General features: G+C 66.7%; 40 protein-coding genes. 37 read left to right on the top strand and 3 right to left on the bottom strand.

Translation table 11 applies throughout. The features are described from left to right. Positions 1 to 1194: an elongation factor Tu gene (tuf, locus tag ACLJWH_RS12215; RefSeq protein WP_411141651.1), complete on the top strand. Its 1194-nt coding sequence runs from the start codon at positions 1 to 3 to the stop codon at positions 1192 to 1194. Positions 1195 to 1356: 162 nt separating this feature from the next. Here the strand turns inward: tuf and ACLJWH_RS12210 are convergent, their stop codons facing one another. From ACLJWH_RS12210 to ACLJWH_RS12200, 3 genes are all read right to left on the bottom strand, one after another. Beyond that, entirely contained in the window at positions 1357 to 1944 is a 588-nt protein-coding gene (locus ACLJWH_RS12210; protein ID WP_411141649.1) for a Uma2 family endonuclease, read from the bottom strand. 141 nt (positions 1945 to 2085) lie between these two features. Next, positions 2086 to 3576 carry a hypothetical protein gene (locus tag ACLJWH_RS12205; RefSeq protein ID WP_411141647.1) on the bottom strand — a complete coding sequence of 497 codons (1491 nt, stop codon included), beginning with the start codon at positions 3574 to 3576 and terminating at the stop codon, positions 2086 to 2088. 306 nt (positions 3577 to 3882) lie between these two features. Further along, positions 3883 to 4365, bottom strand: a complete 483-nt coding sequence (locus tag ACLJWH_RS12200; protein WP_411141646.1) for an ATP-binding protein — start codon at positions 4363 to 4365, stop codon at positions 3883 to 3885. A 153-nt stretch (positions 4366 to 4518) separates the two neighbouring features. On the opposite strand from ACLJWH_RS12200, the gene ACLJWH_RS12195 reads away from it, so the two are divergent. The 36 genes from ACLJWH_RS12195 (at position 4519) to rplQ (ending at position 23712) form a co-directional block, all read left to right on the top strand. Further along, positions 4519 to 5394 (top strand): helix-turn-helix domain-containing protein, encoded by an 876-nt coding sequence (locus tag ACLJWH_RS12195; RefSeq protein ID WP_411141645.1) that lies wholly within the window; start codon positions 4519 to 4521, stop codon positions 5392 to 5394. Further along, complete coding sequence (locus ACLJWH_RS12190; protein WP_411141644.1) at positions 5391 to 5600, top strand: DUF397 domain-containing protein; 210 nt, start codon at positions 5391 to 5393, stop codon at positions 5598 to 5600. The genes ACLJWH_RS12195 and ACLJWH_RS12190 overlap by 4 nt, the downstream gene beginning before the upstream one ends. 62 nt (positions 5601 to 5662) lie before the next feature. Beyond that, a complete protein-coding gene (locus ACLJWH_RS12185) occupies positions 5663 to 5872 on the top strand; it encodes a DUF397 domain-containing protein (protein ID WP_411141643.1) in 210 nt (69 codons plus the stop codon). Then, positions 5869 to 6078, top strand: a complete 210-nt coding sequence (locus ACLJWH_RS12180; protein WP_411141642.1) for a DUF397 domain-containing protein — start codon at positions 5869 to 5871, stop codon at positions 6076 to 6078. Before ACLJWH_RS12185 ends, ACLJWH_RS12180 begins: the two co-directional genes overlap by 4 nt. Positions 6079 to 6116: 38 nt before the next feature. Further along, positions 6117 to 6326 (top strand): DUF397 domain-containing protein, encoded by a 210-nt coding sequence (locus ACLJWH_RS12175; protein WP_411141641.1) that lies wholly within the window; start codon positions 6117 to 6119, stop codon positions 6324 to 6326. Between the two features lie 456 nt (positions 6327 to 6782). After that, positions 6783 to 7091 carry a 30S ribosomal protein S10 gene (gene rpsJ, locus ACLJWH_RS12170; RefSeq protein ID WP_004571821.1) on the top strand — a complete coding sequence of 103 codons (309 nt, stop codon included), beginning with the start codon at positions 6783 to 6785 and terminating at the stop codon, positions 7089 to 7091. A gap of 14 nt (positions 7092 to 7105) precedes the next feature. Continuing rightward, the gene (gene rplC / locus ACLJWH_RS12165) at positions 7106 to 7750 is read left to right on the top strand and encodes a 50S ribosomal protein L3 (RefSeq protein WP_052859617.1); all 645 of its coding nucleotides are present in this window, start codon (positions 7106 to 7108) and stop codon (positions 7748 to 7750) included. A gap of 7 nt (positions 7751 to 7757) precedes the next feature. Beyond that, the gene (gene rplD / locus ACLJWH_RS12160) at positions 7758 to 8408 is read left to right on the top strand and encodes a 50S ribosomal protein L4 (RefSeq protein ID WP_411141640.1); all 651 of its coding nucleotides are present in this window, start codon (positions 7758 to 7760) and stop codon (positions 8406 to 8408) included. Next, positions 8408 to 8731: a 50S ribosomal protein L23 gene (rplW, locus tag ACLJWH_RS12155; protein ID WP_052859619.1), complete on the top strand. Its 324-nt coding sequence runs from the start codon at positions 8408 to 8410 to the stop codon at positions 8729 to 8731. The genes rplD and rplW overlap by 1 nt, the downstream gene beginning before the upstream one ends. A gap of 39 nt (positions 8732 to 8770) precedes the next feature. After that, positions 8771 to 9607, top strand: coding sequence for a 50S ribosomal protein L2 (gene rplB, locus ACLJWH_RS12150; protein WP_052859620.1), 837 nt, complete (start codon positions 8771 to 8773; stop codon positions 9605 to 9607). Positions 9608 to 9619: 12 nt separating this feature from the next. Next, positions 9620 to 9901 (top strand): 30S ribosomal protein S19, encoded by a 282-nt coding sequence (rpsS, locus tag ACLJWH_RS12145; protein ID WP_052859621.1) that lies wholly within the window; start codon positions 9620 to 9622, stop codon positions 9899 to 9901. Positions 9902 to 9944: 43 nt separating this feature from the next. Next, positions 9945 to 10292, top strand: coding sequence for a 50S ribosomal protein L22 (gene rplV / locus ACLJWH_RS12140; protein WP_052859704.1), 348 nt, complete (start codon positions 9945 to 9947; stop codon positions 10290 to 10292). After that, positions 10292 to 11116 carry a 30S ribosomal protein S3 gene (gene rpsC, locus ACLJWH_RS12135; RefSeq protein ID WP_411141639.1) on the top strand — a complete coding sequence of 275 codons (825 nt, stop codon included), beginning with the start codon at positions 10292 to 10294 and terminating at the stop codon, positions 11114 to 11116. Before rplV ends, rpsC begins: the two co-directional genes overlap by 1 nt. A 5-nt stretch (positions 11117 to 11121) precedes the next feature. After that, positions 11122 to 11541, top strand: coding sequence for a 50S ribosomal protein L16 (gene rplP / locus ACLJWH_RS12130; protein WP_006604880.1), 420 nt, complete (start codon positions 11122 to 11124; stop codon positions 11539 to 11541). Next, entirely contained in the window at positions 11541 to 11765 is a 225-nt protein-coding gene (rpmC, locus tag ACLJWH_RS12125) for a 50S ribosomal protein L29 (protein ID WP_006604881.1), read from the top strand. The genes rplP and rpmC overlap by 1 nt, the downstream gene beginning before the upstream one ends. Then, positions 11765 to 12046 carry a 30S ribosomal protein S17 gene (gene rpsQ, locus ACLJWH_RS12120; protein ID WP_351511166.1) on the top strand — a complete coding sequence of 94 codons (282 nt, stop codon included), beginning with the start codon at positions 11765 to 11767 and terminating at the stop codon, positions 12044 to 12046. Before rpmC ends, rpsQ begins: the two co-directional genes overlap by 1 nt. Positions 12047 to 12185: 139 nt before the next feature. Continuing rightward, a complete protein-coding gene (gene rplN / locus ACLJWH_RS12115; protein ID WP_030831680.1) occupies positions 12186 to 12554 on the top strand; it encodes a 50S ribosomal protein L14 in 369 nt (122 codons plus the stop codon). 3 nt (positions 12555 to 12557) lie between these two features. Next, positions 12558 to 12881 carry a 50S ribosomal protein L24 gene (gene rplX, locus ACLJWH_RS12110; protein WP_381679238.1) on the top strand — a complete coding sequence of 108 codons (324 nt, stop codon included), beginning with the start codon at positions 12558 to 12560 and terminating at the stop codon, positions 12879 to 12881. Further along, complete coding sequence (rplE, locus tag ACLJWH_RS12105) at positions 12881 to 13441, top strand: 50S ribosomal protein L5 (RefSeq protein ID WP_094791271.1); 561 nt, start codon at positions 12881 to 12883, stop codon at positions 13439 to 13441. The genes rplX and rplE overlap by 1 nt, the downstream gene beginning before the upstream one ends. A gap of 2 nt (positions 13442 to 13443) precedes the next feature. Continuing rightward, entirely contained in the window at positions 13444 to 13629 is a 186-nt protein-coding gene (locus ACLJWH_RS12100; RefSeq protein ID WP_004571834.1) for a type Z 30S ribosomal protein S14, read from the top strand. 236 nt (positions 13630 to 13865) lie between these two features. Then, a complete protein-coding gene (gene rpsH, locus ACLJWH_RS12095) occupies positions 13866 to 14264 on the top strand; it encodes a 30S ribosomal protein S8 (RefSeq protein WP_052859626.1) in 399 nt (132 codons plus the stop codon). A gap of 21 nt (positions 14265 to 14285) precedes the next feature. Next, complete coding sequence (gene rplF / locus ACLJWH_RS12090) at positions 14286 to 14825, top strand: 50S ribosomal protein L6 (protein ID WP_052859627.1); 540 nt, start codon at positions 14286 to 14288, stop codon at positions 14823 to 14825. A gap of 3 nt (positions 14826 to 14828) precedes the next feature. Then, positions 14829 to 15212: a 50S ribosomal protein L18 gene (rplR, locus tag ACLJWH_RS12085; protein ID WP_411141638.1), complete on the top strand. Its 384-nt coding sequence runs from the start codon at positions 14829 to 14831 to the stop codon at positions 15210 to 15212. A gap of 46 nt (positions 15213 to 15258) precedes the next feature. Next, on the top strand, positions 15259 to 15861 hold the full coding sequence (gene rpsE / locus ACLJWH_RS12080; protein WP_381679244.1) for a 30S ribosomal protein S5: 603 nt from the start codon (positions 15259 to 15261) through the stop codon (positions 15859 to 15861). After that, complete coding sequence (gene rpmD / locus ACLJWH_RS12075; protein ID WP_362701420.1) at positions 15861 to 16043, top strand: 50S ribosomal protein L30; 183 nt, start codon at positions 15861 to 15863, stop codon at positions 16041 to 16043. The genes rpsE and rpmD overlap by 1 nt, the downstream gene beginning before the upstream one ends. Position 16044: 1 nt before the next feature. Continuing rightward, complete coding sequence (gene rplO / locus ACLJWH_RS12070; protein WP_411141637.1) at positions 16045 to 16500, top strand: 50S ribosomal protein L15; 456 nt, start codon at positions 16045 to 16047, stop codon at positions 16498 to 16500. Between the two features lie 227 nt (positions 16501 to 16727). Then, a complete protein-coding gene (gene secY, locus ACLJWH_RS12065) occupies positions 16728 to 18041 on the top strand; it encodes a preprotein translocase subunit SecY (protein ID WP_411141636.1) in 1314 nt (437 codons plus the stop codon). Then, positions 18041 to 18694 (top strand): adenylate kinase, encoded by a 654-nt coding sequence (locus ACLJWH_RS12060; RefSeq protein WP_411141635.1) that lies wholly within the window; start codon positions 18041 to 18043, stop codon positions 18692 to 18694. The genes secY and ACLJWH_RS12060 overlap by 1 nt, the downstream gene beginning before the upstream one ends. 144 nt (positions 18695 to 18838) lie before the next feature. Further along, positions 18839 to 19675 carry a type I methionyl aminopeptidase gene (gene map / locus ACLJWH_RS12055; protein WP_411141634.1) on the top strand — a complete coding sequence of 279 codons (837 nt, stop codon included), beginning with the start codon at positions 18839 to 18841 and terminating at the stop codon, positions 19673 to 19675. 151 nt (positions 19676 to 19826) lie between these two features. Further along, on the top strand, positions 19827 to 20048 hold the full coding sequence (gene infA, locus ACLJWH_RS12050; protein WP_003956442.1) for a translation initiation factor IF-1: 222 nt from the start codon (positions 19827 to 19829) through the stop codon (positions 20046 to 20048). Positions 20049 to 20108: 60 nt separating this feature from the next. Further along, entirely contained in the window at positions 20109 to 20222 is a 114-nt protein-coding gene (rpmJ, locus tag ACLJWH_RS12045) for a 50S ribosomal protein L36 (protein ID WP_003956441.1), read from the top strand. A 200-nt stretch (positions 20223 to 20422) separates the two neighbouring features. Beyond that, positions 20423 to 20803: a 30S ribosomal protein S13 gene (gene rpsM / locus ACLJWH_RS12040; protein ID WP_006604894.1), complete on the top strand. Its 381-nt coding sequence runs from the start codon at positions 20423 to 20425 to the stop codon at positions 20801 to 20803. A 102-nt stretch (positions 20804 to 20905) separates the two neighbouring features. Then, complete coding sequence (gene rpsK / locus ACLJWH_RS12035; protein ID WP_004571845.1) at positions 20906 to 21310, top strand: 30S ribosomal protein S11; 405 nt, start codon at positions 20906 to 20908, stop codon at positions 21308 to 21310. Between the two features lie 26 nt (positions 21311 to 21336). Then, a complete protein-coding gene (rpsD, locus tag ACLJWH_RS12030) occupies positions 21337 to 21963 on the top strand; it encodes a 30S ribosomal protein S4 (protein ID WP_411141633.1) in 627 nt (208 codons plus the stop codon). A 108-nt stretch (positions 21964 to 22071) separates the two neighbouring features. Beyond that, positions 22072 to 23094, top strand: a complete 1023-nt coding sequence (locus ACLJWH_RS12025; RefSeq protein WP_003956430.1) for a DNA-directed RNA polymerase subunit alpha — start codon at positions 22072 to 22074, stop codon at positions 23092 to 23094. A gap of 126 nt (positions 23095 to 23220) precedes the next feature. Beyond that, positions 23221 to 23712, top strand: a complete 492-nt coding sequence (rplQ, locus tag ACLJWH_RS12020; RefSeq protein WP_411141632.1) for a 50S ribosomal protein L17 — start codon at positions 23221 to 23223, stop codon at positions 23710 to 23712. Positions 23713 to 23716 lie beyond the last annotated feature (4 nt).

Below are 23716 nucleotides of genomic sequence, written 5' to 3'. Positions count from 1 at the left end.
GTGGCGAAGGCGAAGTTCGAGCGGACTAAGCCGCACGTCAACATCGGCACCATCGGTCACATCGACCACGGTAAGACGACCCTCACGGCCGCCATTACCAAGGTGCTGCATGACGCGTACCCGGACCTGAACGAGGCCTCGGCCTTCGACCAGATCGACAAGGCTCCTGAGGAGCGCCAGCGCGGTATCACGATTTCGATCGCGCACGTCGAGTACCAGACGGAGAGCCGTCACTACGCCCACGTTGACTGCCCCGGTCACGCGGACTACATCAAGAACATGATCACGGGTGCGGCGCAGATGGACGGCGCCATCCTCGTGGTCGCCGCCACCGACGGCCCGATGCCGCAGACCAAGGAGCACGTGCTCCTGGCCCGCCAGGTCGGCGTTCCCTACATCGTTGTCGCGCTGAACAAGGCCGACATGGTGGACGACGAGGAGATCCTGGAGCTCGTCGAGCTTGAGGTCCGCGAGCTCCTCTCCGAGTACGAGTTCCCGGGCGACGACGTTCCGGTCGTCAAGGTCTCGGCGCTCAAGGCGCTCGAGGGCGACGCCGAGTGGGGCAAGTCCGTCCTCGACCTGATGAAGGCCGTCGACGAGTCGATCCCGCAGCCCGAGCGCGACGTCGACAAGCCGTTCCTGATGCCGATCGAGGACGTCTTCACGATCACCGGCCGTGGCACCGTTGTCACCGGTCGTATCGAGCGTGGCATCCTCAAGGTCAACGAGACCGTCGACATCATCGGCATCAAGACCGAGAAGACCACCACCACGGTCACCGGTATCGAGATGTTCCGGAAGCTTCTCGACGAGGGCCAGGCCGGTGAGAACGTCGGTCTGCTGCTTCGCGGTATCAAGCGCGAGGACGTCGAGCGCGGCCAGGTCATCATCAAGCCCGGCTCGGTCACGCCGCACACCTCGTTCGAGGCCCAGGCGTACATCCTGTCGAAGGACGAGGGTGGCCGTCACACCCCGTTCTTCAACAACTACCGCCCGCAGTTCTACTTCCGTACCACGGACGTGACCGGCGTCGTGACCCTCCCCGAGGGCACCGAGATGGTCATGCCGGGCGACAACACCGAGATGACGGTCGAGCTGATCCAGCCGGTCGCCATGGAGGAGGGCCTGAAGTTCGCCATCCGTGAGGGTGGCCGGACCGTCGGCGCCGGCCAGGTCACCAAGATCAACAAGTAATTGTTGATCGGGGAGACCCGGTAGCTCGATTGAGCTGTGAGCTTCGGCTCTGAGCCTTGGCTCGTGAAGTGCCCGTACGACTTCGGTCGTGCGGGCACTTCTGTGTTGTGGGTGGGGTGGGAGTTCGCGACGGCCGGTTCGGCGCTCCCGCGCACGCTCCGGTCACCGGTAGCGGGGCAGCTCCCGCGTCGAGATGGTCCACTCGCCGATGGTGATGTCCTCGCCGTAGACGAAATTTTTCCGCGTGGCGTACCGAGGGCCGTCCGGCGTCGAGTGGATCTCGGAAAGTACCGCGCCCACGCCCGTACGAGGGTCGAAGATCAGGTACAGGGGAATCCCGAGCAGCGGATAGTCCCGGGTTTTGCCCATCCAGTCGTTGTCCGGATTGGACCGGGACACGATCTCGACGGCGGCGATGAGGGCGCGGGGATCGAAGGACCCTTCGACTTCCATGTCCGCTTCGGCGATCACCATGATGTCCGGGTGGCGCATGACGCCCTCGCGCACGTCCTCCACATCCGGCGTACCGGTGTGGGCCAGCAGGCCGTCCGGCATGACCTTCTCCAGCCGGCGGCTGACGCGGGCCGCGGTCAGCTCGTGCGGGCCGCGCGGCGACGCCATGTCGTGCACGATGCCTTCTTTGGTGATCTCCAGCTTGCCGGGGGCGGTGTCCTGCATCCGTTCGACGAGGTCGCGCAGTGCCCGGTAGCGGAGGGTGTCCGGCCGCTCCTGGTCCGGAGTGGCGGTCATGGTGTTCGTGCCTCGCCTCTGTCGGCAACTGTGCCGGCGGCGGCTCTGCCGCACGGCCGGAGCCACCGTCTTCATGCCAATGACGCGGGGTATGTGGGTGGGTCCCTCCTGAACGGGGCGGTGCACGGCCTCGGGCGCGTCTCAGGCAGCGGCCAGCTCCGCCGTAGCGCCCTGACTGCGGCAGTCGCGGCAGTGGCCGGGGGCCGGGGCGCGGAAGGCGCGGTCGCAGCCGTCGCAGGTCTGGAACGGGTGCGGGTGGGCGGCGGCCGGGGTGGCCTGGGCGGTTGGGAGGGGTGGGGGCAGTAGCGCGGTGAGGCGGTGGGCGAGCAGGGCCGCGGGGTGGCGCAGTGGGGCCGGGAGGCCGGTGGTCAGGGTGTGGCGTACGGCGTCGGGCTCGGCGCCGCGCTCCAGCCAGGCGGCCACGGCGGGGGCGAGGCGGTGGACGTCCCGCACGGAGAGCAGCAGGCGGGGGTCGGCGCGGCGCAGCTCCGCGAGGAGGGCGGCGGCCGTCTGCCGGTGCTCGGACGTACGGGGCCGGGGGAGTGGGGGACGGGGTGGTACACGGCGGGGTGCGGGGACGGTGGCGCCGACGGGGTTGGCGTCCGCGGGGCTCGCGGGGCGGGGAGCGGGGGCGGTACCGATGTCTGCTGTGCGTACGGGGACGGTCTCCGCGCGGTGTACGGGGGTGGCGGTGCCCGGGGCGTCTAGGTGAGCGGCGTCGGCTGCGCGTACGGGAGGGGGCGCGACGGGGCCTGCGTGAGCGGTATCGACGGGGCGTACGGGAGCGGTCCCCACGGGGCCTACGGGGACGGCGCCCACCGGGCGTACGGGATCGGGCTCGGGTGCGGTATCAGGTACGGCGTCGGGCTCAGGGGCGGGCTCAGAGGCACGCTCGGGTACGGGCTCGGACTCCGGGTCTGGCTCGGGCGTGGGCTCGTACGCAGGTACCGGCCCAGGTGCGGGCACAGGTGCAGGTGCGGGGTCGTGCGCAGGTACGGGCTCGGGGGCGAGGCCGGGAGTGGGCTGAGGCGCCGGTCCAGGCGTGGACTCGTACGCAGGTACCGGCTCGGGAGTGGGCTCGGGTGCGGATTCAGGTGCGGGCTCGGAGCCGAGTGCGGGCTCAGGCACCGGTCCAGGTACCGGCTCGGGAGCGGCGTCGGCCGAGGTCTCGGGCGTGGTGGGCGGGGCTGGGGCGGGCTCCTCGGGGGCCGGGTCGCCGGTGGCGCGGCGGGGGGAGCGGGCGGCGGCCTCGCGGGCGCGGCGGGCGCGGGTGGCCTCGGGGTTGTTGTACGAGTAGGTGATCGTGACGAGCTTGCCGTCGTCGGTGCGCTCGCGGACCCGCTCGATATAGCCGTACGCCTCCAGTTCGCGCAGCGCCGTGGCCACCCGTTCGCGGCCCTCGGGGAACTTTCCGGCGAGGGTGCGGATGTCGACCGGGGCGCCTTCGGGCAGCGACTGGATGTAGGTCGCCAGGCCGATCGCGGTGAGGGACAGCTCGCGGTGCTGGGCGAGGTGGTCGCCGATGATCGTGAAGCCTGGATGCTGGAATTCGGTCACCTTGTGGACTCCGGAGAGGGATCGGCGAACGACGTACCGCGCGCACGAGGCGGCGTTAAGCTGCTGCTCAGCCATCGGGAAGCTCCTACTTCCTCGGTGGTCAGGCCCTCGATCGGGATTGCCGTCCCGGCCGGGGGCCGTCGCATGTGTGGGGTTTCAGGGGGCGTCGGGGCCGAGCCTGCCCCGCCGTGGGCGGCGAAGGCCAGCCTTCCGGTCGTGGATCACCTGAGTGGGTGACGGGGCGGGCGGCGGGCCTGTGGCGGGCTGGTGGGGTTTGGTGGGTTGGGGTTCTCTACCTGTGGTTCTTTGGTCTTTTTACGTCCCGGAGCTCCGCCGCACCGAGCACCGGAAGCCAGGTTTCCGGCCTCCGGTTGACGGGCCTCAGGCGCGTGTTGACAGGTCGCATTCCGCCCAGACCGTCTTGCAGGGAGGGGGCCCGGACACCGTTCCCCAGCGGTCCGCGAACGCGGCGACGAGGAGGAGTCCGCGCCCCGACTCCTGTTCTGCCGTGGGTTGTTGGGCCTGCGGGATTGGGAGCCGCTCGCTGCGCGCGTCGGTCACCTCGATACGGATCGTGTCGCTGTCCGTGTCCGGATTCTTTTTTACGGTCACGGTGAGGCGGAAGTCGCGCCCCGGTACCCGCCCGTGCGAGATGGCGTTGGCGGCCAGCTCGGCGACGATCTGCGCCGGCGTCTCGAACGGCAGCCACCAGGACCGGAGTTGCTCGGTCGTGAGCAGCCGGGCGAGCCGGGCGCCCCGGCGGGTGGCGGACAGCTGGACGCGGAACTGCCGGGCGGGTGCGGCGGCGTGGGTGGGGGCGGCTGGCCGTGGCAGGAGCCGCTGACCGCTGATTTCGTGATTCACATCACTCAGCGTGTCCGGGTGTGCATACTCTGAAAAGTAGCGCCGCCTGTACGTACGGTGACTGTCTCGGCATGGTCCGGAACTGTCCGGCCCGTCCAGCGTGACCTTCCGTGAGCGTGCGCAATGAACAGCGATACGTCGGAGGTGGGCACGGTGAACGTGGACGACGGCGGTACGGGCAGGGCGGCGGACGGGGTGGACGAGCCCGACCAGAGCCCCGGTCTCGACGATGAGGGCGAGGCGGTGCTGAAGTCGGTCGGCCGCCAGCTGAAGCTGTGGCGGGAGGGGGCGGGCCTGCGAGCGGCGGAGCTCGGCGAGGCCATCGGCTATGGCGAGAACCTGATCTACAAGGTCGAGACGGGAAAGCGGATCCCGCGCCCGGAGTACCTGGAGAAGGCCGACGAGGTCCTGGGCGCGGGCGGCAAGATCGCCGCGATGAAGCAGGACGTCGCGGAGGTGCGGTATCCGAAGAAGATTCGGGCGCTGACCAGGCTGGAGGCGCAGGCCGTCGAGATCGCGGTCTACGCGACCCACGGAATACACGGTCTGCTCCAGACGGAGGGGCATGCGCGGGTTCTGTTTGAAGAACGCCAGCCTGCGTACTCGGCGGACGAGGTGGAGCGAGTGCTGGCCGCGCGCATGGCCCGGCGGTCGATTTTCGACCGATCGCCTGCTCCGGCGCTCAGCTTCGTGCAGGAAGAGGCAGCGCTGCGCCGTCCGATTGGAGGCACAATGGAGTGGCGCCGACAGCTCGAACGCCTCCTGGAGGTAGGGCAGTTGCGGAACGTCACGCTCCAGGTGATGCCGACCCACTGCGAGGCTCACCCCGGGCTGGATGGTGGGATCGAGATGCTGAAGTTCGGGGATGGTACGGCGGTGGGGCGCTCCGAGGGGGCATTCGCCGGCCGTCCGGTCTCCGATCCGAAACAGCTCCGGATCCTCGATCTGCGGTATGGCATCATCCGGGCCCAGGCGCTCACACCACGGGAATCGCTGGCCTTCATCGAGAAAGTGCTGGGAGAGACATGATCCTGAAGTCTTCTGTCGGGGATGCTGCCGAGCTGAAGTGGTTCAAGAGCAGCTACAGCAGCGGCAACGAAGGCGATAGCTGCGTCGAGGTTGCCACCGTCCCCGGCACCGTCCACGTCCGCGACTCGAAGGATCTCCAGGGGCCGAGCCTCGGGTTTACACCGGGTGCCTGGGCCGACTTCGTGGCGTACGCGGCCCGGAGCTGACGGCCTCAGGCGCTCACGCCACGGGAGTCGCTGGCCTTCATCGCGAAAGTGCTGGGAGAGACATGATCGTGAAGCCCTCTGCGGGGGACGCTGTCGAGCTGGCGTGGTTCAAGAGCAGCTACAGCAGCGGCAACAACGCTGACAGCTGTGTCGAGGTCGCCACCGTCCCCGGCACCGTCCACGTCCGCGACTCCAAGGATGTCGAGGGGCCGAGTATCGGGTTCGCGCCGGATGCCTGGGCCGCGTTTGTGAAGGGGCTGGGGGAGGCGTGAGCCACAAGTCTTCTGTCAGTCGCGGTGCCGAGCTGGTGTGGTTCAAGAGCAGCCACAGCAGTGGCCCCGATGCTGATAGCTGCGTTGAGGTCGCCGCTAGCCCTGGCGCCGTCCATGTCCGCGATTCGAAGAACATGCAGGGGCCGAGCCTCGGATTCGCGCCGGGTGCGTGGGCGGATTTCGTGGCGTACGCGTCCGGGGTCTGATCCGGTATCTCCGCGATCGGGAAAGTGCGAGGAGAGACATGATCGTCAAGCCCCCCGCCGGGGACACTGCCGAGCCGGCGTGGTTCAAGAGCAGCCACAGCAGCGGCCCGGAAATTGATAGCTGCGTCGAGGTAGCCACCACCCCCGGCACCGTCCACGTCCGTGACTCCAAAGACACGCAGGGGCCGAGCCTCGGGTTTACGCCGAATGCCTGGGCCGTGTTCGTGACGTACACGGCCCGGGGGTGACCCCGTCCGGCCTGTCTCGTACACGTCGTTCCGGTGACGTGTACGGGGCAGGATGGGCGAGTCGCCCGGTACGGGGGGCCGCGCGGCTGCGGTAACCTCTTGGGCTCGATTGGCGAGTGCCGTGACCCGTATGGCACACTGGCCAGGTTGCTCGGTTGAGTGCCGATGCTGCGCGCCTCCCGCCGGGAGGACCGGAAGCGAGTCCCAGGTATTCGTCGTCCCTGCTCAGGGGCGGAAGTACGGGAATCTTCCGGGAAGCGTCAGCGGGGTACCAGCCAGGCGCCCGGTGGGTGTTCTTCCCCCACAACCTCCTTCTTGAAGGATCTCCGTTATGGAGATTTACGGGAAGGGGTGCGACACGCCCGACCGCGTGGGTCGGAGGTTGGACAGTGTTCCCCAGGGAACGCGGCGCATCGGGCCCCAGAGCGTTACGAGAGACAGGACTACTGAGTAGCCATGGCGGGACAGAAGATCCGCATCCGGCTCAAGGCCTACGACCACGAGGTCATCGACACGTCGGCGAAGAAGATCGTCGAGACGGTGACCAGGACTGGTGCGTCGGTCGCGGGCCCGGTGCCGCTGCCCACTGAGAAGAACGTGTACTGCGTCATCAAGTCGCCGCACAAGTACAAGGACTCGCGCGAGCACTTCGAGATGCGCACGCACAAGCGCCTGATCGACATTCTCGACCCGACGCCCAAGACCGTTGACTCGCTGATGCGCCTGGACCTTCCGGCCGGCGTTGACATCGAGATCAAGCTCTGAGAGGCGCGGAAGAGATGGCAAAGCAGATCAAGGGCATCCTGGGCGAGAAGCTCGGCATGACCCAGGTCTGGGACGAGAACAACCGTGTCGTCCCGGTGACCGTGGTGAAGGCCGGCCCCTGTGTCGTTACCCAGGTGCGTACGAATGACCAGGACGGCTACGACTCCGTCCAGATCGCCTTCGGCGAGATCGACCCGCGCAAGGTGAACAAGCCCCTCAAGGGCCACTTCGCCAAGGCAGACGTCACGCCCCGCCGCCACCTCGTCGAGGTCCGTACCGCCGATGCCGGCGAGTACACCCTCGGCCAGGAAGTGAACGCCGAGACCTTCGAGTCCGGTGTCAAGGTCGATGTGACCGGCAAGAGCAAGGGCAAGGGCTTCGCCGGCGTCATGAAGCGTCACGGCTTCCATGGCGGCAAGGCGTCGCACGGTGCCCACCGCGTGCACCGTAAGCCTGGTTCCATCGGTGGCTGCGCCACCCCGGGCCGCGTGTTCAAGGGCATGCGGATGGCCGGCCGTATGGGCAATGAGCGGGTCACCACCCAGAACCTGACCGTCCATGCCGTTGACGCGGAGAAGGGTCTGCTGCTCATCAAGGGCGCAGTTCCTGGTCCGAACGGCGGCCTCGTCCTGGTCCGTACCGCGGCCAAGGGGGCCTGAGGTAACGATGAGCACCATTGACATCCTTTCGCCGGCAGGCGACAAGGCCGGGACCGTCGAGCTCCCCACGGAGATCTTCGACGCCAAGGTCAGCATTCCGCTGATCCACCAGGTCGTTGTCGCGCAGCTGGCCGCGGCCCGTCAGGGCACGCACAAGACCAAGACTCGTGGCGAGGTCCGCGGCGGTGGCCGCAAGCCGTACCGCCAGAAGGGCACCGGCCGCGCGCGCCAGGGTTCGACCCGTGCGCCGCAGTTCGCCGGCGGTGGCGTCGTGCACGGTCCCGTGCCGCGTGACTACTCGCAGCGGACGCCCAAGAAGATGAAGGTCGCCGCCCTGCGCGGAGCCCTCACCGACCGGGCCCGCAACAGCCGCATCCACGTCGTCTCCGGCGTGGTCGAGGGCGAGATCTCCACCAAGGCCGCCAAGGCGCTCCTCGGCAAGGTCAGCGAGCGCAAGAACGTGCTCCTGGTCGTCGAGCGCAGCGACGAGGCCGCGTGGTTCTCCGCCCGCAACCTGCCCCAGGTGCACCTCCTGGAGCCGGGCCAGCTGAACACGTACGACGTGCTCATCTCTGACGACGTGGTCTTCACCAAGGCCGCTTTCGAGTCCTTCGTGGCTGGTCCCAAGGCCGCTGAGCTCGAAGGGAGCGACGCCTGATGACTGAGGCGACCGTTACCAGCAAGACCTTCTCGGACCCGCGCGACATTCTCGTCAAGCCGGTTGTCTCGGAGAAGAGCTACGCGCTGCTGGACGAGAACAAGTACACGTTCATCGTCGCGCCCGGCGTGAACAAGACCCAGATCAAGCAGGCCGTCGAGACGGTCTTCTCGGTCAAGGTCACCGGGGTCAACACGATCAACCGTCAGGGTAAGCGCAAGCGCACCAAGACCGGTTTCGGCAAGCGCGCCAACACCAAGCGCGCCATCGTGACCCTCGCCGAGGGCGACCGTATCGACATCTTCGGCGGCCCGGTCTCCTAACGGAGTCCGAGTCGTCCGGAATCGGACGAGGACTGAGAAATGGGTATCCGCAAGTACAAGCCGACGACCCCGGGCCGTCGTGGCTCCAGCGTCGCCGACTTTGTCGAGATCACGCGGTCCACGCCGGAGAAGTCGCTGGTCCGCCCGCTGCACAGCAAGGGCGGCCGTAACAACGCCGGTCGTGTGACCGTTCGCCACCAGGGTGGTGGCCACAAGCGCGCCTACCGCGTGATCGACTTCCGTCGTCACGACAAGGACGGCGTGCCGGCCAAGGTCGCGCACATCGAGTACGACCCCAACCGCACCGCGCGCATCGCGCTGCTGCACTACGCAGACGGCGAGAAGCGCTACATCATCGCCCCCCGCGGCCTGGTCCAGGGCGCCCGGATTGAGAACGGCCCCGGCGCCGACATCAAGCCCGGCAACAACCTGGCACTGCGCAACATCCCCGTGGGTACGACGATCCACGCCATCGAGCTGCGGCCCGGCGGCGGCGCGAAGTTCGCCCGCTCCGCGGGTGCCTCCGTGCAGCTGCTGGCGAAGGAGGGCACCATGGCCCACCTTCGTATGCCCTCCGGTGAGATCCGGCTGGTCGACGCCCGCTGCCGCGCCACCATCGGCGAGGTCGGCAACGCCGAGCAGTCGAACATCAACTGGGGCAAGGCCGGCCGTATGCGCTGGAAGGGCGTCCGCCCGACCGTGCGTGGTGTCGTGATGAACCCGGTCGACCACCCGCACGGTGGTGGTGAGGGCAAGACCTCCGGTGGTCGCCACCCGGTCTCGCCCTGGGGCAAGAAGGAGGGTCGTACTCGCTCGCCGAAGAAGGCCAGCAACAAGTACATCGTCCGCCGCCGCAAGACGAACAAGAAGCGCTAGGAGCGGGTTTAGATGCCGCGCAGTCTCAAGAAGGGGCCCTTCGTCGACGGACATCTCACCAAGAAGGTGGATGTCCAGAACGAAGCCGGCACCAAGAACGTCATCAAGACCTGGTCCCGCCGCTCCATGATCGTCCCGGCCATGCTCGGCCACACGATCGCGGTGCACGACGGCCGCAAGCACGTCCCGGTGTTCGTCACCGAGTCGATGGTCGGCCACAAGCTCGGCGAGTTTGCGCCGACCCGTACCTTCCGCGGCCACGAGAAGGACGACCGCAAGTCGCGGCGTCGTTGATCGGCGGAGTGCGAAGACTATGACTGACACCGAAGGGACAACCATGGAAGCCAGGGCCCAGGCGCGGTACATCCGCGTCACGCCCATGAAGGCCCGCCGCGTGGTGGACCTTATCCGTGGCATGGATGCCACGGAGGCTCAGGCGGTCCTGCGTTTCGCCCCGCAGGCCGCGAGCGTGCCGGTTGGCAAGGTGCTGGACAGCGCCATTGCCAACGCCGCGCACAACTACGACCACACCGACGCCGGCAGCCTCGTCATCACCGAGGCGTACGTCGACGAGGGCCCGACCCTGAAGCGGTTCCGTCCGCGTGCCCAGGGCCGTGCCTACCGGATCCGCAAGCGGACCAGCCACATCACCGTGGTCGTCAGCAGCAAGGAAGGAACCCGGTAATGGGCCAGAAGGTTAACCCGCACGGGTTCCGGCTCGGCATCACCACCGACTTCAAGTCGCGTTGGTACGCCGACAAGCTGTACAAGGACTACGTCAAGGAAGACGTCGCCATTCGTCGCATGATGACGAAGGGCATGGAGCGCGCCGGTATCTCCAAGGTGGAGATCGAGCGCACCCGTGAGCGCGTCCGCGTTGACATCCACACCGCTCGTCCGGGCATCGTCATCGGCCGCCGTGGCGCCGAGGCCGACCGCATCCGCGGCGAACTGGAGAAGCTGACCGGCAAGCAGGTCCAGCTGAACATCCTCGAGGTCAAGAACCCCGAGACCGATGCTCAGCTCGTGGCCCAGGCCGTCGCCGAGCAGCTGTCCTCCCGCGTCTCCTTCCGTCGCGCCATGCGTAAGAGCATGCAGTCGACGATGAAGGCCGGCGCCAAGGGCATCAAGATCCAGTGCGGTGGCCGTCTCGGCGGCGCCGAGATGTCCCGCTCGGAGTTCTACCGCGAGGGCCGTGTGCCCCTGCACACGCTCCGTGCGAACGTCGACTACGGCTTCTTCGAGGCCAAGACCACCTTCGGCCGGATCGGCGTGAAGGTCTGGATCTACAAGGGCGACGTCAAGAACATCGCCGAGGTCCGCGCCGAGAACGCTGCCGCCCGTGCGGGTAACCGCCCGGCCCGTGGTGGCGGCAACGACCGCCCGCGTCGTGGTGGCGAGCGCGGTGGCCGCGGCGGCCGCAAGCCGCAGCAGAGCGCCGCTGCCGAGGCCCCCAAGGCCGAGGCCGCAGCCACTGCTCCGGCGGAGACCCCCGGAACGGAGGCCTGACCGACATGCTGATCCCTCGCAGGGTCAAGCACCGCAAGCAGCACCACCCCAAGCGCAGTGGTATGGCCAAGGGTGGCACCGAGCTGGCCTTCGGTGAGTACGGCATCCAGGCCGTGACGCCCGCCTACGTGACGAACCGGCAGATCGAGTCCGCTCGTATCGCCATGACTCGTCACATCAAGCGTGGCGGCAAGGTGTGGATCAACATCTACCCCGACCGTCCGCTGACGAAGAAGCCGGCCGAAACCCGCATGGGTTCCGGTAAGGGTTCTCCGGAGTGGTGGGTCGCGAACGTCAAGCCCGGTCGGGTGATGTTCGAGCTGTCCTTCCCGAACGAAAAGGTTGCCAAGGAGGCGCTGACCCGCGCCGCCCACAAGCTTCCGATGAAGTGCCGCATCGTGCGGCGCGAGGCAGGTGAGTCGTGATGGCGGCCGGTACCAAGGCGACCGAGCTGCGCGAGCTGAATGACGAGGACCTCGTCGGCAAGCTTCGTGAGGCCAAGGAGGAGCTGTTCAACCTCCGCTTCCAGGCGGCGACCGGACAGCTTGAGAACCACGGCCGGCTGAAGGCCGTCCGCAAGGACATCGCCCGGATCTACACCCTGATGCGTGAGCGCGAGCTGGGCATCGAGACGGTGGAGAGCGCCTGATGAGCGAGAAGAATGTGACTGAGACCAACGACCGCGGTTTCCGCAAGACCCGCGAGGGTCTCGTCGTCAGCGACAAGATGGACAAGACCGTCGTCGTCGCTGTCGAGGACCGCGTCAAGCACGCGCTGTACGGCAAGGTCATCCGTCGTACGAACAAGCTCAAGGCGCACGACGAGCAGAACGCCGCGGGCGTCGGCGACCGTGTTCTCCTCATGGAGACCCGGCCGCTGTCGGCCACGAAGCGCTGGCGCGTCGTGGAGATCCTTGAGAAGGCCAAGTAAGCAGGCCGTTCCCGTCAGGGAAATCCGTTAGTACCACCTGAGCTCACTGCTCAGGTTCAGTTCCGCCAGGCTCGGCGGGGGCCCGGCCTCATAGAGGTCAGGCCCCCGCCGGGAACCGGCAGACGATCAGGAGATAGACGTGATCCAGCAGGAGTCGCGACTGCGCGTCGCCGACAACACTGGTGCGAAGGAAGTCCTTTGCATCCGTGTTCTCGGTGGTTCGGGTCGCCGCTACGCGGGCATCGGTGACGTCATTGTCGCCACCGTCAAGGACGCGATCCCCGGTGGCAACGTGAAGAAGGGTGACGTCGTCAAGGCCGTCATCGTTCGCACCGTCAAGGAGCGCCGCCGTCCCGACGGCTCGTACATCCGCTTCGACGAGAACGCGGCCGTCATCCTCAAGAACGATGGCGACCCCCGCGGCACCCGCATCTTCGGCCCGGTGGGCCGGGAGCTGCGCGAGAAGAAGTTCATGAAGATCATCTCGCTCGCGCCGGAGGTGCTGTAACCGATGAAGATCAAGAAGGGCGACCTGGTCCAGGTCATCACCGGTAAGGACAAGGGCAAGCAGGGCAAGGTCGTGCAGGCCTTCCCCCGCGAGGACCGTGTTCTTGTCGAGGGTGTCAACCGGGTCAAGAAGCACACCAAGGCCGGCCAGACCGCTCGTGGTTCGAAGACCGGCGGCATTGTGACGACCGAGGCCCCCATCCACGTCAGCAACGTTCAGCTGATCGTGGAGAAGGACGGCACGAAGGTCGTCACCCGCGTCGGATACCGCTTCGACGACGAGGGCAACAAGATCCGCGTTGCCAAGCGGACCGGTGAGGACATCTGATGACTGCCACCACCAACGCACCGCGCCTCAAGCAGCGCTACCGCGAAGAGATCGCCGGGAAGCTGAAGGACGAGTTCTCGTTCGAGAACGTCATGCAGATCCCCGGTCTGACCAAGATCGTGGTCAACATGGGTGTGGGCGACGCCGCCCGCGACTCCAAGCTGATCGAGGGCGCCATCCGCGACCTCACCACGATCACCGGCCAGAAGCCGGCCGTCACCAAGGCCCGTAAGTCCATCGCGCAGTTCAAGCTGCGTGAGGGCCAGCCGATCGGTGCCCACGTCACCCTCCGTGGCGACCGCATGTGGGAGTTCCTGGACCGTCTGCTGTCGCTGGCGCTGCCGCGCATCCGCGACTTCCGTGGTCTGTCCCCGAAGCAGTTCGACGGCCGGGGCAACTACACCTTCGGTCTCACGGAGCAGGTCATGTTCCACGAGATCGACCAGGACAAGATCGACCGGGTCCGGGGCATGGACATCACCGTGGTGACGACCGCCCAGAACGACGATGAGGGCCGTGCCCTGCTTCGTCACCTCGGCTTCCCGTTCAAGGAGAACTGACCGTGGCGAAGAAGGCTCTGATCGCGAAGGCGGCCCGCAAGCCGAAGTTCGCTGTGCGCGCGTACACGCGTTGCCAGCGCTGCGGCCGGCCGCACTCCGTCTACCGCAAGTTCGGCCTGTGCCGCGTGTGCCTTCGTGAGATGGCTCACCGTGGCGAGCTGCCGGGCGTGACCAAGAGCTCCTGGTAATTCCCTAGTTGGGAACTACCTGAAGCTCTCGGTAAGCATCTGGCCGGTAGGGGCCCGTCCCTTTGTCCCGTAGGGTAGAAGGGTTGGGCCCCGCCGCCCAAGACCGACCGCGGGCATCGCCCGCATAACGTCGCTTACTACGCCGTAGGTCCCCGCACCGCACCCGTCCCGACTCTGATCGGGGAGAGGGATGGCGCACATAGGAAACCCCGGCGAGAGAGGCCGAAGGCCAATTCATGACCATGACTGATCCCATCGCGGACATGCTGACTCGTCTGCGTAACGCGAACTCGGCGTACCACGACACCGTCGTGATGCCGCACAGCAAGATCAAGTCGCACATCGCGGAGATCCTCCAGCAGGAGGGCTACATCACCGGCTGGAAGGTCGAGGACGCCGAGGTCGGCAAGAACCTCGTCCTCGAGCTGAAGTTCGGCCCGAACCGCGAGCGCTCGATCGCCGGCATCAAGCGGATTTCGAAGCCGGGCCTGCGGGTCTACGCAAAGTCCACCAACCTGCCGCGGGTCCTCGGCGGCCTGGGCGTGGCGATCATCTCCACGTCCCACGGTCTCCTGACCGGTCAGCAGGCCAGCAAGAAGGGCGTGGGTGGGGAAGTCCTCGCCTACGTCTGGTAACCAGGAACGGAGGAATAGCTAATGTCGCGTATTGGCAAGCTGCCCATCCAGGTTCCTGCTGGTGTGGACGTCACCATCGATGGCCGCACGGTCGCGGTGAAGGGCCCCAAGGGTTCCCTCTCGCACACCGTTGCCGCCCCCATCGAGGTCGCCAAGGGTGAGGACGGCGTGCTGAACGTCATCCGCCCGAACGACGAGCGTCAGAACAAGGCCCTGCACGGCCTGTCCCGCACGCTGGTGGCGAACATGATCACCGGCGTGACCCAGGGCTACAGCAAGGCACTCGAGATCAGCGGTGTCGGTTACCGGGTCCAGGCGAAGGGCTCCAACCTGGAGTTCGCACTGGGCTACAGCCACCCCATCGTGATCGAGGCTCCCGAAGGCATCACCTTCAAGGTCGAGTCCCCGACCAAGCTCAGCGTCGAGGGCATCGACAAGCAGAAGGTGGGCGAGGTTGCGGCCAACATCCGCAAGCTGCGCAAGCCTGACCCGTACAAGGCCAAGGGCGTCAAGTACGCCGGCGAGGTCATCCGCCGCAAGGTCGGAAAGGCTGGTAAGTAAGCCATGGCATACGGTGTGAAGATCGCGAAGGGTAACGCTCGCAAGGGCGCGGCCCTCAAGCGGCGCCACATCCGCATCCGTAAGCGGATTGCGGGTACGCCGGCGCGTCCGCGTCTGGTCGTGACGCGTTCCAACCGCCACATGGTGGCGCAGGTCATCGACGACATCGCGGGCCACACGCTCGCGTCGGCGTCGACCCTGGACACGTCCATCCGTGGTGGCGAGGGCGACAAGAGCGCCCAGGCCAAGCAGGTCGGTGCCCTGGTCGCTGAGCGCGCCAAGGCCGCCGGCGTCGAGGCCGTCGTGTTCGACCGCGGTGGCAACCAGTACGCCGGGCGCATTGCCGCTCTGGCGGACGCCGCCCGCGAAGCCGGGCTGAAGTTCTAAGCCCCGGTTCCGGAGCTAGCGGACGTAACAGAGAGAGGTAAATCCAATGGCTGGACCCCAGCGCCGCGGAAGCGGTGCCGGTGGCGGCGAGCGGCGGGACCGGAAGGGTCGCGACGGTGGTGCTGCCGCCGAAAAGACCGCGTACGTTGAGCGCGTTGTCGCGATCAACCGCGTCGCCAAGGTTGTCAAGGGTGGTCGCCGTTTCAGCTTCACCGCGCTGGTCGTGGTGGGCGACGGTGACGGCACCGTAGGTGTCGGTTACGGCAAGGCCAAGGAAGTTCCGGCTGCCATCGCCAAGGGCGTGGAAGAGGCCAAGAAGAGCTTCTTCAAGGTCCCCCGTATCCAGGGCACCATCCCGCACCCGATCCAGGGCGAGAAGGCTGCGGGCGTCGTCCTGCTCAAGCCGGCTTCCCCCGGTACCGGTGTGATCGCCGGTGGTCCGGTGCGCGCCGTTCTGGAGTGCGCCGGCATCCACGACGTGCTGAGCAAGTCGCTCGGTTCGTCGAACCCGATCAACATCGTGCACGCCACGGTGACCGCGCTTCAGGGCCTTCAGCGCCCCGAGGAGATCGCGGCCCGTCGTGGCCTGCCGCTGGAGGACGTTGCTCCCGCCGCTCTGCTGCGGGCGCGTGCCGGGGTGACCGCGTAATGGCGCACCTCAAGATCACGCAGACGAAGTCCTTCATCGGTAGCAAGCAGAACCACCGCGACACCCTTCGGTCGCTCGGGCTCAAGCGCCTGAACGACTCGGTTGTCAAGGAGGACCGCCCCGAGTTCCGCGGAATGGTGCACACCGTCCGTCACCTCGTGACGGTCGAGGAGGTCGACTGACATGGCGGAGAACAACCCGCTGAAGGTCCACAACCTCCGTCCTGCCCCGGGCGCCAAGACCGCCAAGACCCGTGTGGGTCGTGGTGAGGCGTCCAAGGGTAAGACCGCTGGTCGTGGTACCAAGGGCACGAAGGCCCGTTACCAGGTTCCGGAGCGCTTCGAGGGCGGGCAGATGCCCCTCCACATGCGTCTCCCGAAGCTGAAGGGCTTCAAGAACCCCGCCCACAAGCAGTTCCAGGTGGTGAACCTGGACAAGCTGGCCGAGCTCTACCCGCAGGGTGGCGAGGTCACGGTGGCCGATCTGGTCGCCAAGGGTGCGGTTCGCAAGAACGAGCTCGTCAAGGTGCTCGGCACCGGCGAGGTCTCCGTGGCGCTCCAGGTGACGGTTGACGCCGTTTCCGGCTCCGCCAAGGAGAAGATCGCCGCTGCCGGCGGCACCGTCACCGAACTGATCTGAGTTCGTTGGTTCAACTGACCGGGGATGCCCATCGTTTGGGGCATCCCCGGTTGGTCGTTCCAAGGGGGCATGGTCGCCGGTAAGGTGGCATGCACTGTTGTTTTCCGGAGGGCGACCTCCGGGCCCCGCCGCACGGCCTGTGGCTGTGCGGCATTCGACCGCTATGTATCCGTCGATCCTCAAGACCGTCACCTCTCGCACCCGAGGCGGGAGGCGCAGGAGGCACCGTGCTCACCGCGTTCGCCCGAGCGTTCAAGACGCCCGACCTGCGCAAGAAGCTGCTGTTCACGTTGGGCATCATCGTGCTCTATCGGATCGGCGCGCATGTCCCGATCCCCGGGGTGAACTACGCGAACGTCGAAGCCTGCGTGAAGCAGACCGGCGCCAACAACCAGTTGTTCGCCCTGGTGAACATGTTCAGCGGCGGCGCGCTGCTCCAGATCACGATCTTCGCGCTGGGGATCATGCCGTACATCACGGCGAGCATCATCCTCCAGCTGCTGACCGTGGTGATCCCGAGGCTGGAAGCCCTCAAGAAAGAGGGCCAGACCGGCCAGGCGAAGATCACCCAGTACACCCGCTATCTGACCATCGCGCTCGCGATCCTCCAGGGCACCGGACTGGTGGCCACGGCGCGCAGCGGCGCGCTCTTCCAGGGCTGCCCGGTCGCCAGCGAGATCGTGCCCAACGACTCGATGTTCACCACCATCACGATGGTCATCACGATGACCGCCGGTACGGCCGTGGTGATGTGGCTCGGTGAGATGGTGACCGACCGCGGTATCGGCAACGGCATGTCGATCCTGATGTTCATCTCGATCGCCGCCAGCTTCCCGGGCGCGCTGTGGCAGATCAAGCTCACCGGCAAGCTCGCCGACGGCTGGATCGAGTTCAGCGCGGTCATCCTCGTGGGACTGGCGATGGTCGCCCTGGTGGTCTTCGTCGAACAGGCCCAGCGGCGCATTCCGGTCCAGTACGCGAAGCGGATGATCGGACGCCGGTCCTATGGCGGTACGTCCACGTACATTCCGCTGAAGGTGAATCAGGCGGGTGTGATTCCCGTCATCTTCGCGTCGTCATTGCTCTACATTCCGGCCTTGGTCGCACAGTTCAGCGGGTCGAAGGCGGCGTGGGCGACCTGGATCGCCACCAACTTCACCAAGGGAAATCACCCCGTCTACATCGTTACGTACTTCCTGCTGATCGTTTTCTTCGCCTTCTTCTATGTCGCGATCTCCTTCAACCCCGAAGAAGTTGCCGACAACATGAAGAAGTATGGTGGCTTCATCCCGGGCATCCGGGCTGGTCGCCCGACGGCCGAGTACCTCAGCTACGTGCTCAACCGGATCACGTGGCCGGGCTCGCTGTACCTGGGGCTGATCGCACTCGTACCAACAGTGGCGTTGGTGCTGTTCCAGGCGAACCAGAACTTCCCGTTCGGCGGGACGAGCATCCTGATCATCGTGGGTGTGGGTCTGGAGACCGTGAAGCAGATCGAGAGCCAGCTTCAGCAGCGCAACTACGAAGGGTTCCTCCGCTGATGCGAATCGTCCTCGTCGGACCCCCGGGGGCCGGCAAGGGTACGCAGGCCGCGTACCTCGCCGCCAACCTCGCGATCCCGCACATCTCCACGGGCGACCTCTTCCGCGCCAACATCAGCGAGGGCACACCGCTGGGTGTTCGGGCGAAGTCCTTCATGGACGACGGAAACCTGGTGCCGGACGAGGTCACGATCGGCATGGCCGAGGACCGTCTGGAGCAGCCGGACACGGCCGGCGGGTTCCTGCTGGACGGGTTCCCGCGCAACCTCAAGCAGGCCGAGGCGCTCGACGGCTTCCTCAAGGGCAAGGGCATCGCGCTGGACGCGGTGCTCGACCTGGAGGTCCCCGAGGACGAGGTCGTCAAGCGGATCGCCGGTCGGCGTATCTGCCGCAGCAACTCGGCGCACGTCTTCCACGTCGAGTACCAGAAGCCGGCCACCGAGGGTGTCTGCGACACCTGCGGCGGCGAGCTCTACCAGCGTGACGACGACCACGAGGACACGGTGCGCAAGCGCCTGGAGGTCTACCACACGGAGACCGAGCCGATCATCGACTACTACAAGGGCCAGGACCTGGTCATCACGATCCCGGCCCTCGGCAAGGTCGATGAGGTCACCCGGCGGGCGATGGCCGCGCTGGGCCGCGGCGAGTAGGGCCGCACACACTCCGAATACGGCCGCGATGCCCGGCAGGGCGCCGCGGCCGTATCGTGTACAGGGCGGGCGCGCCCGCGCGGCGGTCGGCCGGCGCGTGAAACGCAGTGTCGTAGTCGTCGGTTCAGGAAGGCGTCAGCCGCCATGGTGGAGATCAAGACCCCGGAGCAGATCGCGAAGATGCGCGAGGCGGGGCTGGTCGTCGCCGCCATCCACGCGGCGACCCGTGAGGTCGCGGTGCCTGGCGCCACGACCAAGGACCTGGACGACGCGGCGCGCAAGGTACTGGCCGAGCACGGTGCGAAGTCGAACTTCCTGGGGTACGGCGGCTTCCCCGCGACGATCTGCACCTCGGTGAACGATGTCGTGGTGCACGGCATCCCCGACGCGGAGACCGTGCTGCGCGACGGCGACCTGATCTCCATCGACTGCGGTGCGATCATCGACGGCTGGCACGGCGACGCGGCGTACACGGCCTTCGTCGGGTCCGGTCACTCCGCGGAGCTGGTCGAGCTCAGCCGGGTGACCGAGGAGTCGATGTGGGCGGGCATCGCGGCGGTCGCCAAGGGCAACCGGCTGGTGGACATCTCCAAGGCCATCGAGGGCTACATCCGCCGCCAGCCGCGGCCGGCCGGCGGTAAGTACGGCATCGTCGAGGACTACGGCGGCCACGGCATCGGATCGCAGATGCACATGGATCCGCACCTGCTGAACTACGTCGACCGCAAGCGTGGCCGGGGCCCCAAGCTGGTGCCCGGTTTCTGCATCGCGATCGAGCCGATGGTCAATCTCGGCACCGCCAAGACGCACGTCCTGGACGACGAGTGGACGGTCAAGTCGAACGACGGCAGCTGGTCCTCGCACTGGGAGCACTCGGTCGCGCTGACCGAGAACGGCCCGCTGGTGCTGACCGCGGTGGACGGCGGCAAGGCCAAACTGGCCGAGCTGGGGATCACCGCCGCTCCGGACCCCCTGGCTTAACGATCACTTTTCGTGGGCAATAATCGTGGATTCGTCTTTTCGTGTGCACTGACGTAGACTGACGCGTCGGCTCTCGTGCATCCGTGTGCCCGCTTCTCGGAGCGGGTGCGGCAGGGGAGTCGATCAAGGTAGCCGATTCGAAAGGCGAAGCGTGGCCAAGAAGCAAGGTGCCATCGAGATCGAGGGCACCGTGATCGAGTCTCTGCCGAACGCGATGTTCAAGGTAGAGCTCCAGAACGGTCACAAGGTCCTCGCGCACATCAGTGGCAAGATGCGGATGCACTACATCCGAATCCTCCCGGATGACCGGGTCGTGGTGGAGCTCTCTCCGTACGACCTGACGCGTGGCCGGATCGTCTACCGCTACAAGTAGATCTTGTCGCCGCCCCGCTCCCGTGGGGTGACGGCACTGACCCGGAGAACCTCACATCCCATGAAGGTCAAGCCGAGCGTCAAGAAGATCTGCGACAAGTGCAAGGTGATCCGCCGTCACGGCCGGGTCATGGTCATCTGCGACAACCTGCGCCACAAGCAGCGCCAGGGCTGACGCACGCCGACCGACCTGCATTTCGCAGTTCTTCGCGCGACGCAATCACATACGTACATACGCAGTCACCCGACCCCCGCATCTGTCGCGTGGGGACGACACCCCCGGCTCGGAGGCCGGGGACCCGGCTCGTAATTCTTCAGAGTCTTACGGGAACGGTGCTGTGGAAGACCTCCGAATAGCCATCAGGAGCCACATCAATGGCACGCCTCGCAGGCGTTGATCTCCCGCGCGAAAAGCGTGTGGAGGTCGCCCTCACCTACGTCTTCGGTATCGGGCGGACGCTGTCCCAGCAGACCCTCGCCGCCACCGGCGTGAACCCGGACACCCGGGTCCGCGACCTGGCCGAGGAAGACCTGGTCAAGATCCGCGAGTACGTGGACAACAACCTCAAGACCGAGGGTGACCTCCGTCGCGAGATCCAGGCCGACATCCGCCGCAAGGTCGAGATCGGCTGCTACCAGGGTCTGCGTCACCGTCGCGGTCTGCCGGTGCACGGTCAGCGCACCAGCACGAACGCCCGTACCCGCAAGGGTCCGCGTCGCGCGATCGCCGGCAAGAAGAAGCCGGGCAAGAAGTAGTCCTCACCGGACGCACTGCGGTGTTCCGGAGGGCGACCTCCAGGTCATCGCAGGTCATCGCGGTCCGAGTAGTAGGACCGACCACCTCCACGGGAGAAATTCATGCCTCCGAAGGGCCGTACGGCCGGCGCCAAGAAGGTGCGCCGCAAGGAGAAGAAGAACGTCGCCCACGGGCACGCTCACATCAAGAGCACGTTCAACAACACCATCGTTTCGATCACCGACCCCACGGGCAACGTGATCTCCTGGGCCTCTGCCGGCCACGTCGGCTTCAAGGGCTCGCGCAAGTCCACCCCCTTCGCCGCGCAGATGGCCGCCGAGTCGGCCGCCCGCCGCGCGCAGGAGCACGGCATGCGCAAGGTCGACGTCTTCGTCAAGGGTCCCGGCTCCGGCCGTGAGACCGCGATCCGCTCCCTCCAGGCCACCGGCCTTGAGGTGGGTTCGATCCAGGACGTCACCCCCACCCCGCACAACGGATGCCGCCCGCCCAAGCGCCGCCGCGTCTGACCAGCTGAAGTAGGAGACAAGACAATATGGCGCGTTACACCGGGGCCGACTGCAAGCGTTGCCGTCGGGAGAAGCAGAAGCTGTTCCTCAAGGGCAGCAAGTGTGAGAGCGCAAAGTGCCCGATCGAGATCCGTCCTTACCCCCCGGGTGAGCACGGACGCGGGCGCACCAAGGACAGCGAGTACCTGCTCCAGCTTCGTGAGAAGCAGAAGTGCAGCCGTATCTACGGTGTCCTTGAGAAGCAGTTCGTGAACTACTACAAGGAAGCGAACCAGAAGTCCGGCAAGACCGGTGAGAACCTTCTGCGCATCCTTGAGACTCGTCTCGACAACGTGGTCTACCGGGCCGGCTTCGCCAAGTCCCGCGACCACGCCCGTCAGCTGGTCCGTCACGGACACATCAACGTGAACGGCCGCAAGACCGACATTCCGTCGGCCCGTGTGGCTGCGAACGACATCATCGAGGTCCGCGAGGGCTCTCGGAACCTGACCCCGTTCGCGGTGGCGCAGGCCGAGGCCGGCGACAGGACCGTTCCGGCCTGGCTGGAAGCGATCCCGTCGAACCTGCGGATCCTCGTGCACTCCCTGCCCGAGCGCCCGGTGATCGACACCCAGGTGCAGGAGCAGCTGATCGTTGAGCTCTACTCCAAGTAGCAGCTCAATGGTCCGGGCGGTACGGAGCCAGTGGCGCCGTACCGCCCGTACCCTTATGTAGTACAGAGGGCGTCAAATAGCGGGCGCCCACGACTGAAGGATCGAAACATGCTGATCGCTCAGCGCCCCTCGCTGACCGAAGAGGTCGTCGACGAGTACCGCTCACGGTTCGTGATCGAGCCGCTGGAGCCGGGCTTCGGCTACACCCTCGGCAACTCTCTGCGTCGTACGCTCCTCTCCTCGATTCCGGGTGCGGCGGTCACGTCCATCCGCATCGACGGTGTCCTGCACGAGTTCACCACCGTGCCGGGCGTCAAGGAGGACGTCACCGACCTCATCCTCAACATCAAGCAGCTGGTCGTCTCCTCGGAGCACGACGAGCCGGTCGTGATGTACCTGCGCAAGCAGGGTCCCGGCCTGGTCACCGCTGCCGACATCGCGCCCCCGGCCGGTGTCGAGGTGCACAACCCGGACCTGGTCCTCGCCACGCTCAACGGCAAGGGCAAGCTGGAGATGGAGCTGACCGTCGAGCGCGGTCGCGGCTATGTCTCCGCCGTCCAGAACAAGCAGGTGGGCCAGGAGATCGGCCGGATCCCGGTCGACTCCATCTACTCGCCGGTGCTCAAGGTCACCTACAAGGTCGAGGCGACCCGTGTCGAGCAGCGCACCGACTTCGACAAGCTGATCGTCGACGTCGAGACCAAGCAGGCCATGCGTCCGCGCGACGCCATGGCGTCGGCCGGTAAGACCCTGGTCGAGCTGTTCGGTCTGGCGCGCGAGCTCAACATCGACGCCGAGGGCATCGACATGGGCCCCTCGCCCACGGACGCCGCCCTGGCCGCCGACCTGGCGCTGCCGATCGAGGAGCTGGAGCTCACCGTTCGGTCGTACAACTGCCTCAAGCGTGAGGGCATCCACTCGGTGGGCGAGCTCGTCGCCCGCTCCGAGGCGGACCTGCTCGACATCCGCAACTTCGGTGCGAAGTCGATCGACGAGGTCAAGGCGAAGCTGGCCGGTATGGGCCTGGCGCTCAAGGACAGCCCGCCCGGATTCGACCCGACCGCCGCCGCCGACGCCTTCGGCGCCGACGACGACGCGGACGCCGGGTTCGTGGAGACCGAGCAGTACTGAGCAGTGCTGGGCAGCACTGAGCAGGACTGGGCCCCTACGGGGTCGTGAATCTTCCGCGGGGCGGCCGCCTCGCGGGAACTGACACCGGTACCTGATACGGCCGGTGCAGCAATGAAGGAGAAACACATGCCGAAGCCCGCCAAGGGTGCTCGTCTGGGCGGCGGCGCCGCGCACGAGCGGCTCATGCTGCGCAACCTGGCCACCGCTCTCTTCGAGCACGGTCGCATCAAGACGACCGAGGCGAAGGCGCGCCGGCTGCGCCCGTACGCCGAGCGTCTGGTGACCAAGGCGAAGAAGGGCGACCTGCACAACCGCCGTCAGGTCATGCAGCTGATCTCGGACAAGAGCGTCGTGCACACGCTCTTCACCGAGATCGGTCCGCGGTTCGAGAACCGCCCGGGTGGCTACACCCGGATCACCAAGATCGGTAACCGCCGTGGCGACAACGCTCCCATGGCCGTCATCGAGCTGGTGGAGGCCCTGACCGTGGCCCAGCAGGCCACCGGTGAGGCCGAGGCCGCCACCAAGCGTGCGGTCAAGGAAGACGCGCTGAAGAAGGACGAGGCCGTTGAGGCCAAGGCCGACGAGGCGCCGGCCGAGGAGTCCAAGGACGCCTGAGGCT

Source organism: Streptomyces sp. x-80, assembly GCF_046549095.1.
Taxonomy (GTDB): Bacteria; Actinomycetota; Actinomycetes; order Streptomycetales; family Streptomycetaceae; genus Streptomyces; species Streptomyces celluloflavus.
Note: the sequence above shows the minus strand (reverse complement) of the source record. Positions and strands in the feature narration are given on the sequence as shown.

What these genes read in the sequence shown, in the direction of transcription:
- ACLJWH_RS12210 (WP_411141649.1), bottom strand. Translation starts at nt 1,944, where the DNA reads ATGACCGCCACTCCGGACCAGGAGCGGCCGGACACCCTCCGCTACCGG.
- ACLJWH_RS12205 (WP_411141647.1), bottom strand. Translation starts at nt 3,576, where the DNA reads ATGGCTGAGCAGCAGCTTAACGCCGCCTCGTGCGCGCGGTACGTCGTT.
- ACLJWH_RS12190 (WP_411141644.1), top strand. Translation starts at nt 5,391, where the DNA reads ATGATCCTGAAGTCTTCTGTCGGGGATGCTGCCGAGCTGAAGTGGTTC.
- ACLJWH_RS12185 (WP_411141643.1), top strand. Translation starts at nt 5,663, where the DNA reads ATGATCGTGAAGCCCTCTGCGGGGGACGCTGTCGAGCTGGCGTGGTTC.
- ACLJWH_RS12175 (WP_411141641.1), top strand. Translation starts at nt 6,117, where the DNA reads ATGATCGTCAAGCCCCCCGCCGGGGACACTGCCGAGCCGGCGTGGTTC.
- rpsJ (WP_004571821.1), top strand. Translation starts at nt 6,783, where the DNA reads ATGGCGGGACAGAAGATCCGCATCCGGCTCAAGGCCTACGACCACGAG.
- rplC (WP_052859617.1), top strand. Translation starts at nt 7,106, where the DNA reads ATGGCAAAGCAGATCAAGGGCATCCTGGGCGAGAAGCTCGGCATGACC.
- rplD (WP_411141640.1), top strand. Translation starts at nt 7,758, where the DNA reads ATGAGCACCATTGACATCCTTTCGCCGGCAGGCGACAAGGCCGGGACC.
- rplW (WP_052859619.1), top strand. Translation starts at nt 8,408, where the DNA reads ATGACTGAGGCGACCGTTACCAGCAAGACCTTCTCGGACCCGCGCGAC.
- rplB (WP_052859620.1), top strand. Translation starts at nt 8,771, where the DNA reads ATGGGTATCCGCAAGTACAAGCCGACGACCCCGGGCCGTCGTGGCTCC.
- rpsS (WP_052859621.1), top strand. Translation starts at nt 9,620, where the DNA reads ATGCCGCGCAGTCTCAAGAAGGGGCCCTTCGTCGACGGACATCTCACC.
- rplV (WP_052859704.1), top strand. Translation starts at nt 9,945, where the DNA reads ATGGAAGCCAGGGCCCAGGCGCGGTACATCCGCGTCACGCCCATGAAG.
- rpsC (WP_411141639.1), top strand. Translation starts at nt 10,292, where the DNA reads ATGGGCCAGAAGGTTAACCCGCACGGGTTCCGGCTCGGCATCACCACC.
- rplP (WP_006604880.1), top strand. Translation starts at nt 11,122, where the DNA reads ATGCTGATCCCTCGCAGGGTCAAGCACCGCAAGCAGCACCACCCCAAG.
- rpmC (WP_006604881.1), top strand. Translation starts at nt 11,541, where the DNA reads ATGGCGGCCGGTACCAAGGCGACCGAGCTGCGCGAGCTGAATGACGAG.
- rpsQ (WP_351511166.1), top strand. Translation starts at nt 11,765, where the DNA reads ATGAGCGAGAAGAATGTGACTGAGACCAACGACCGCGGTTTCCGCAAG.
- rplX (WP_381679238.1), top strand. Translation starts at nt 12,558, where the DNA reads ATGAAGATCAAGAAGGGCGACCTGGTCCAGGTCATCACCGGTAAGGAC.
- rplE (WP_094791271.1), top strand. Translation starts at nt 12,881, where the DNA reads ATGACTGCCACCACCAACGCACCGCGCCTCAAGCAGCGCTACCGCGAA.
- rpsH (WP_052859626.1), top strand. Translation starts at nt 13,866, where the DNA reads ATGACCATGACTGATCCCATCGCGGACATGCTGACTCGTCTGCGTAAC.
- rplF (WP_052859627.1), top strand. Translation starts at nt 14,286, where the DNA reads ATGTCGCGTATTGGCAAGCTGCCCATCCAGGTTCCTGCTGGTGTGGAC.
- rplR (WP_411141638.1), top strand. Translation starts at nt 14,829, where the DNA reads ATGGCATACGGTGTGAAGATCGCGAAGGGTAACGCTCGCAAGGGCGCG.
- rpsE (WP_381679244.1), top strand. Translation starts at nt 15,259, where the DNA reads ATGGCTGGACCCCAGCGCCGCGGAAGCGGTGCCGGTGGCGGCGAGCGG.
- rpmD (WP_362701420.1), top strand. Translation starts at nt 15,861, where the DNA reads ATGGCGCACCTCAAGATCACGCAGACGAAGTCCTTCATCGGTAGCAAG.
- rplO (WP_411141637.1), top strand. Translation starts at nt 16,045, where the DNA reads ATGGCGGAGAACAACCCGCTGAAGGTCCACAACCTCCGTCCTGCCCCG.
- ACLJWH_RS12060 (WP_411141635.1), top strand. Translation starts at nt 18,041, where the DNA reads ATGCGAATCGTCCTCGTCGGACCCCCGGGGGCCGGCAAGGGTACGCAG.
- map (WP_411141634.1), top strand. Translation starts at nt 18,839, where the DNA reads ATGGTGGAGATCAAGACCCCGGAGCAGATCGCGAAGATGCGCGAGGCG.
- rpmJ (WP_003956441.1), top strand. Translation starts at nt 20,109, where the DNA reads ATGAAGGTCAAGCCGAGCGTCAAGAAGATCTGCGACAAGTGCAAGGTG.
- rpsM (WP_006604894.1), top strand. Translation starts at nt 20,423, where the DNA reads ATGGCACGCCTCGCAGGCGTTGATCTCCCGCGCGAAAAGCGTGTGGAG.
- rpsK (WP_004571845.1), top strand. Translation starts at nt 20,906, where the DNA reads ATGCCTCCGAAGGGCCGTACGGCCGGCGCCAAGAAGGTGCGCCGCAAG.
- rpsD (WP_411141633.1), top strand. Translation starts at nt 21,337, where the DNA reads ATGGCGCGTTACACCGGGGCCGACTGCAAGCGTTGCCGTCGGGAGAAG.
- ACLJWH_RS12025 (WP_003956430.1), top strand. Translation starts at nt 22,072, where the DNA reads ATGCTGATCGCTCAGCGCCCCTCGCTGACCGAAGAGGTCGTCGACGAG.
- rplQ (WP_411141632.1), top strand. Translation starts at nt 23,221, where the DNA reads ATGCCGAAGCCCGCCAAGGGTGCTCGTCTGGGCGGCGGCGCCGCGCAC.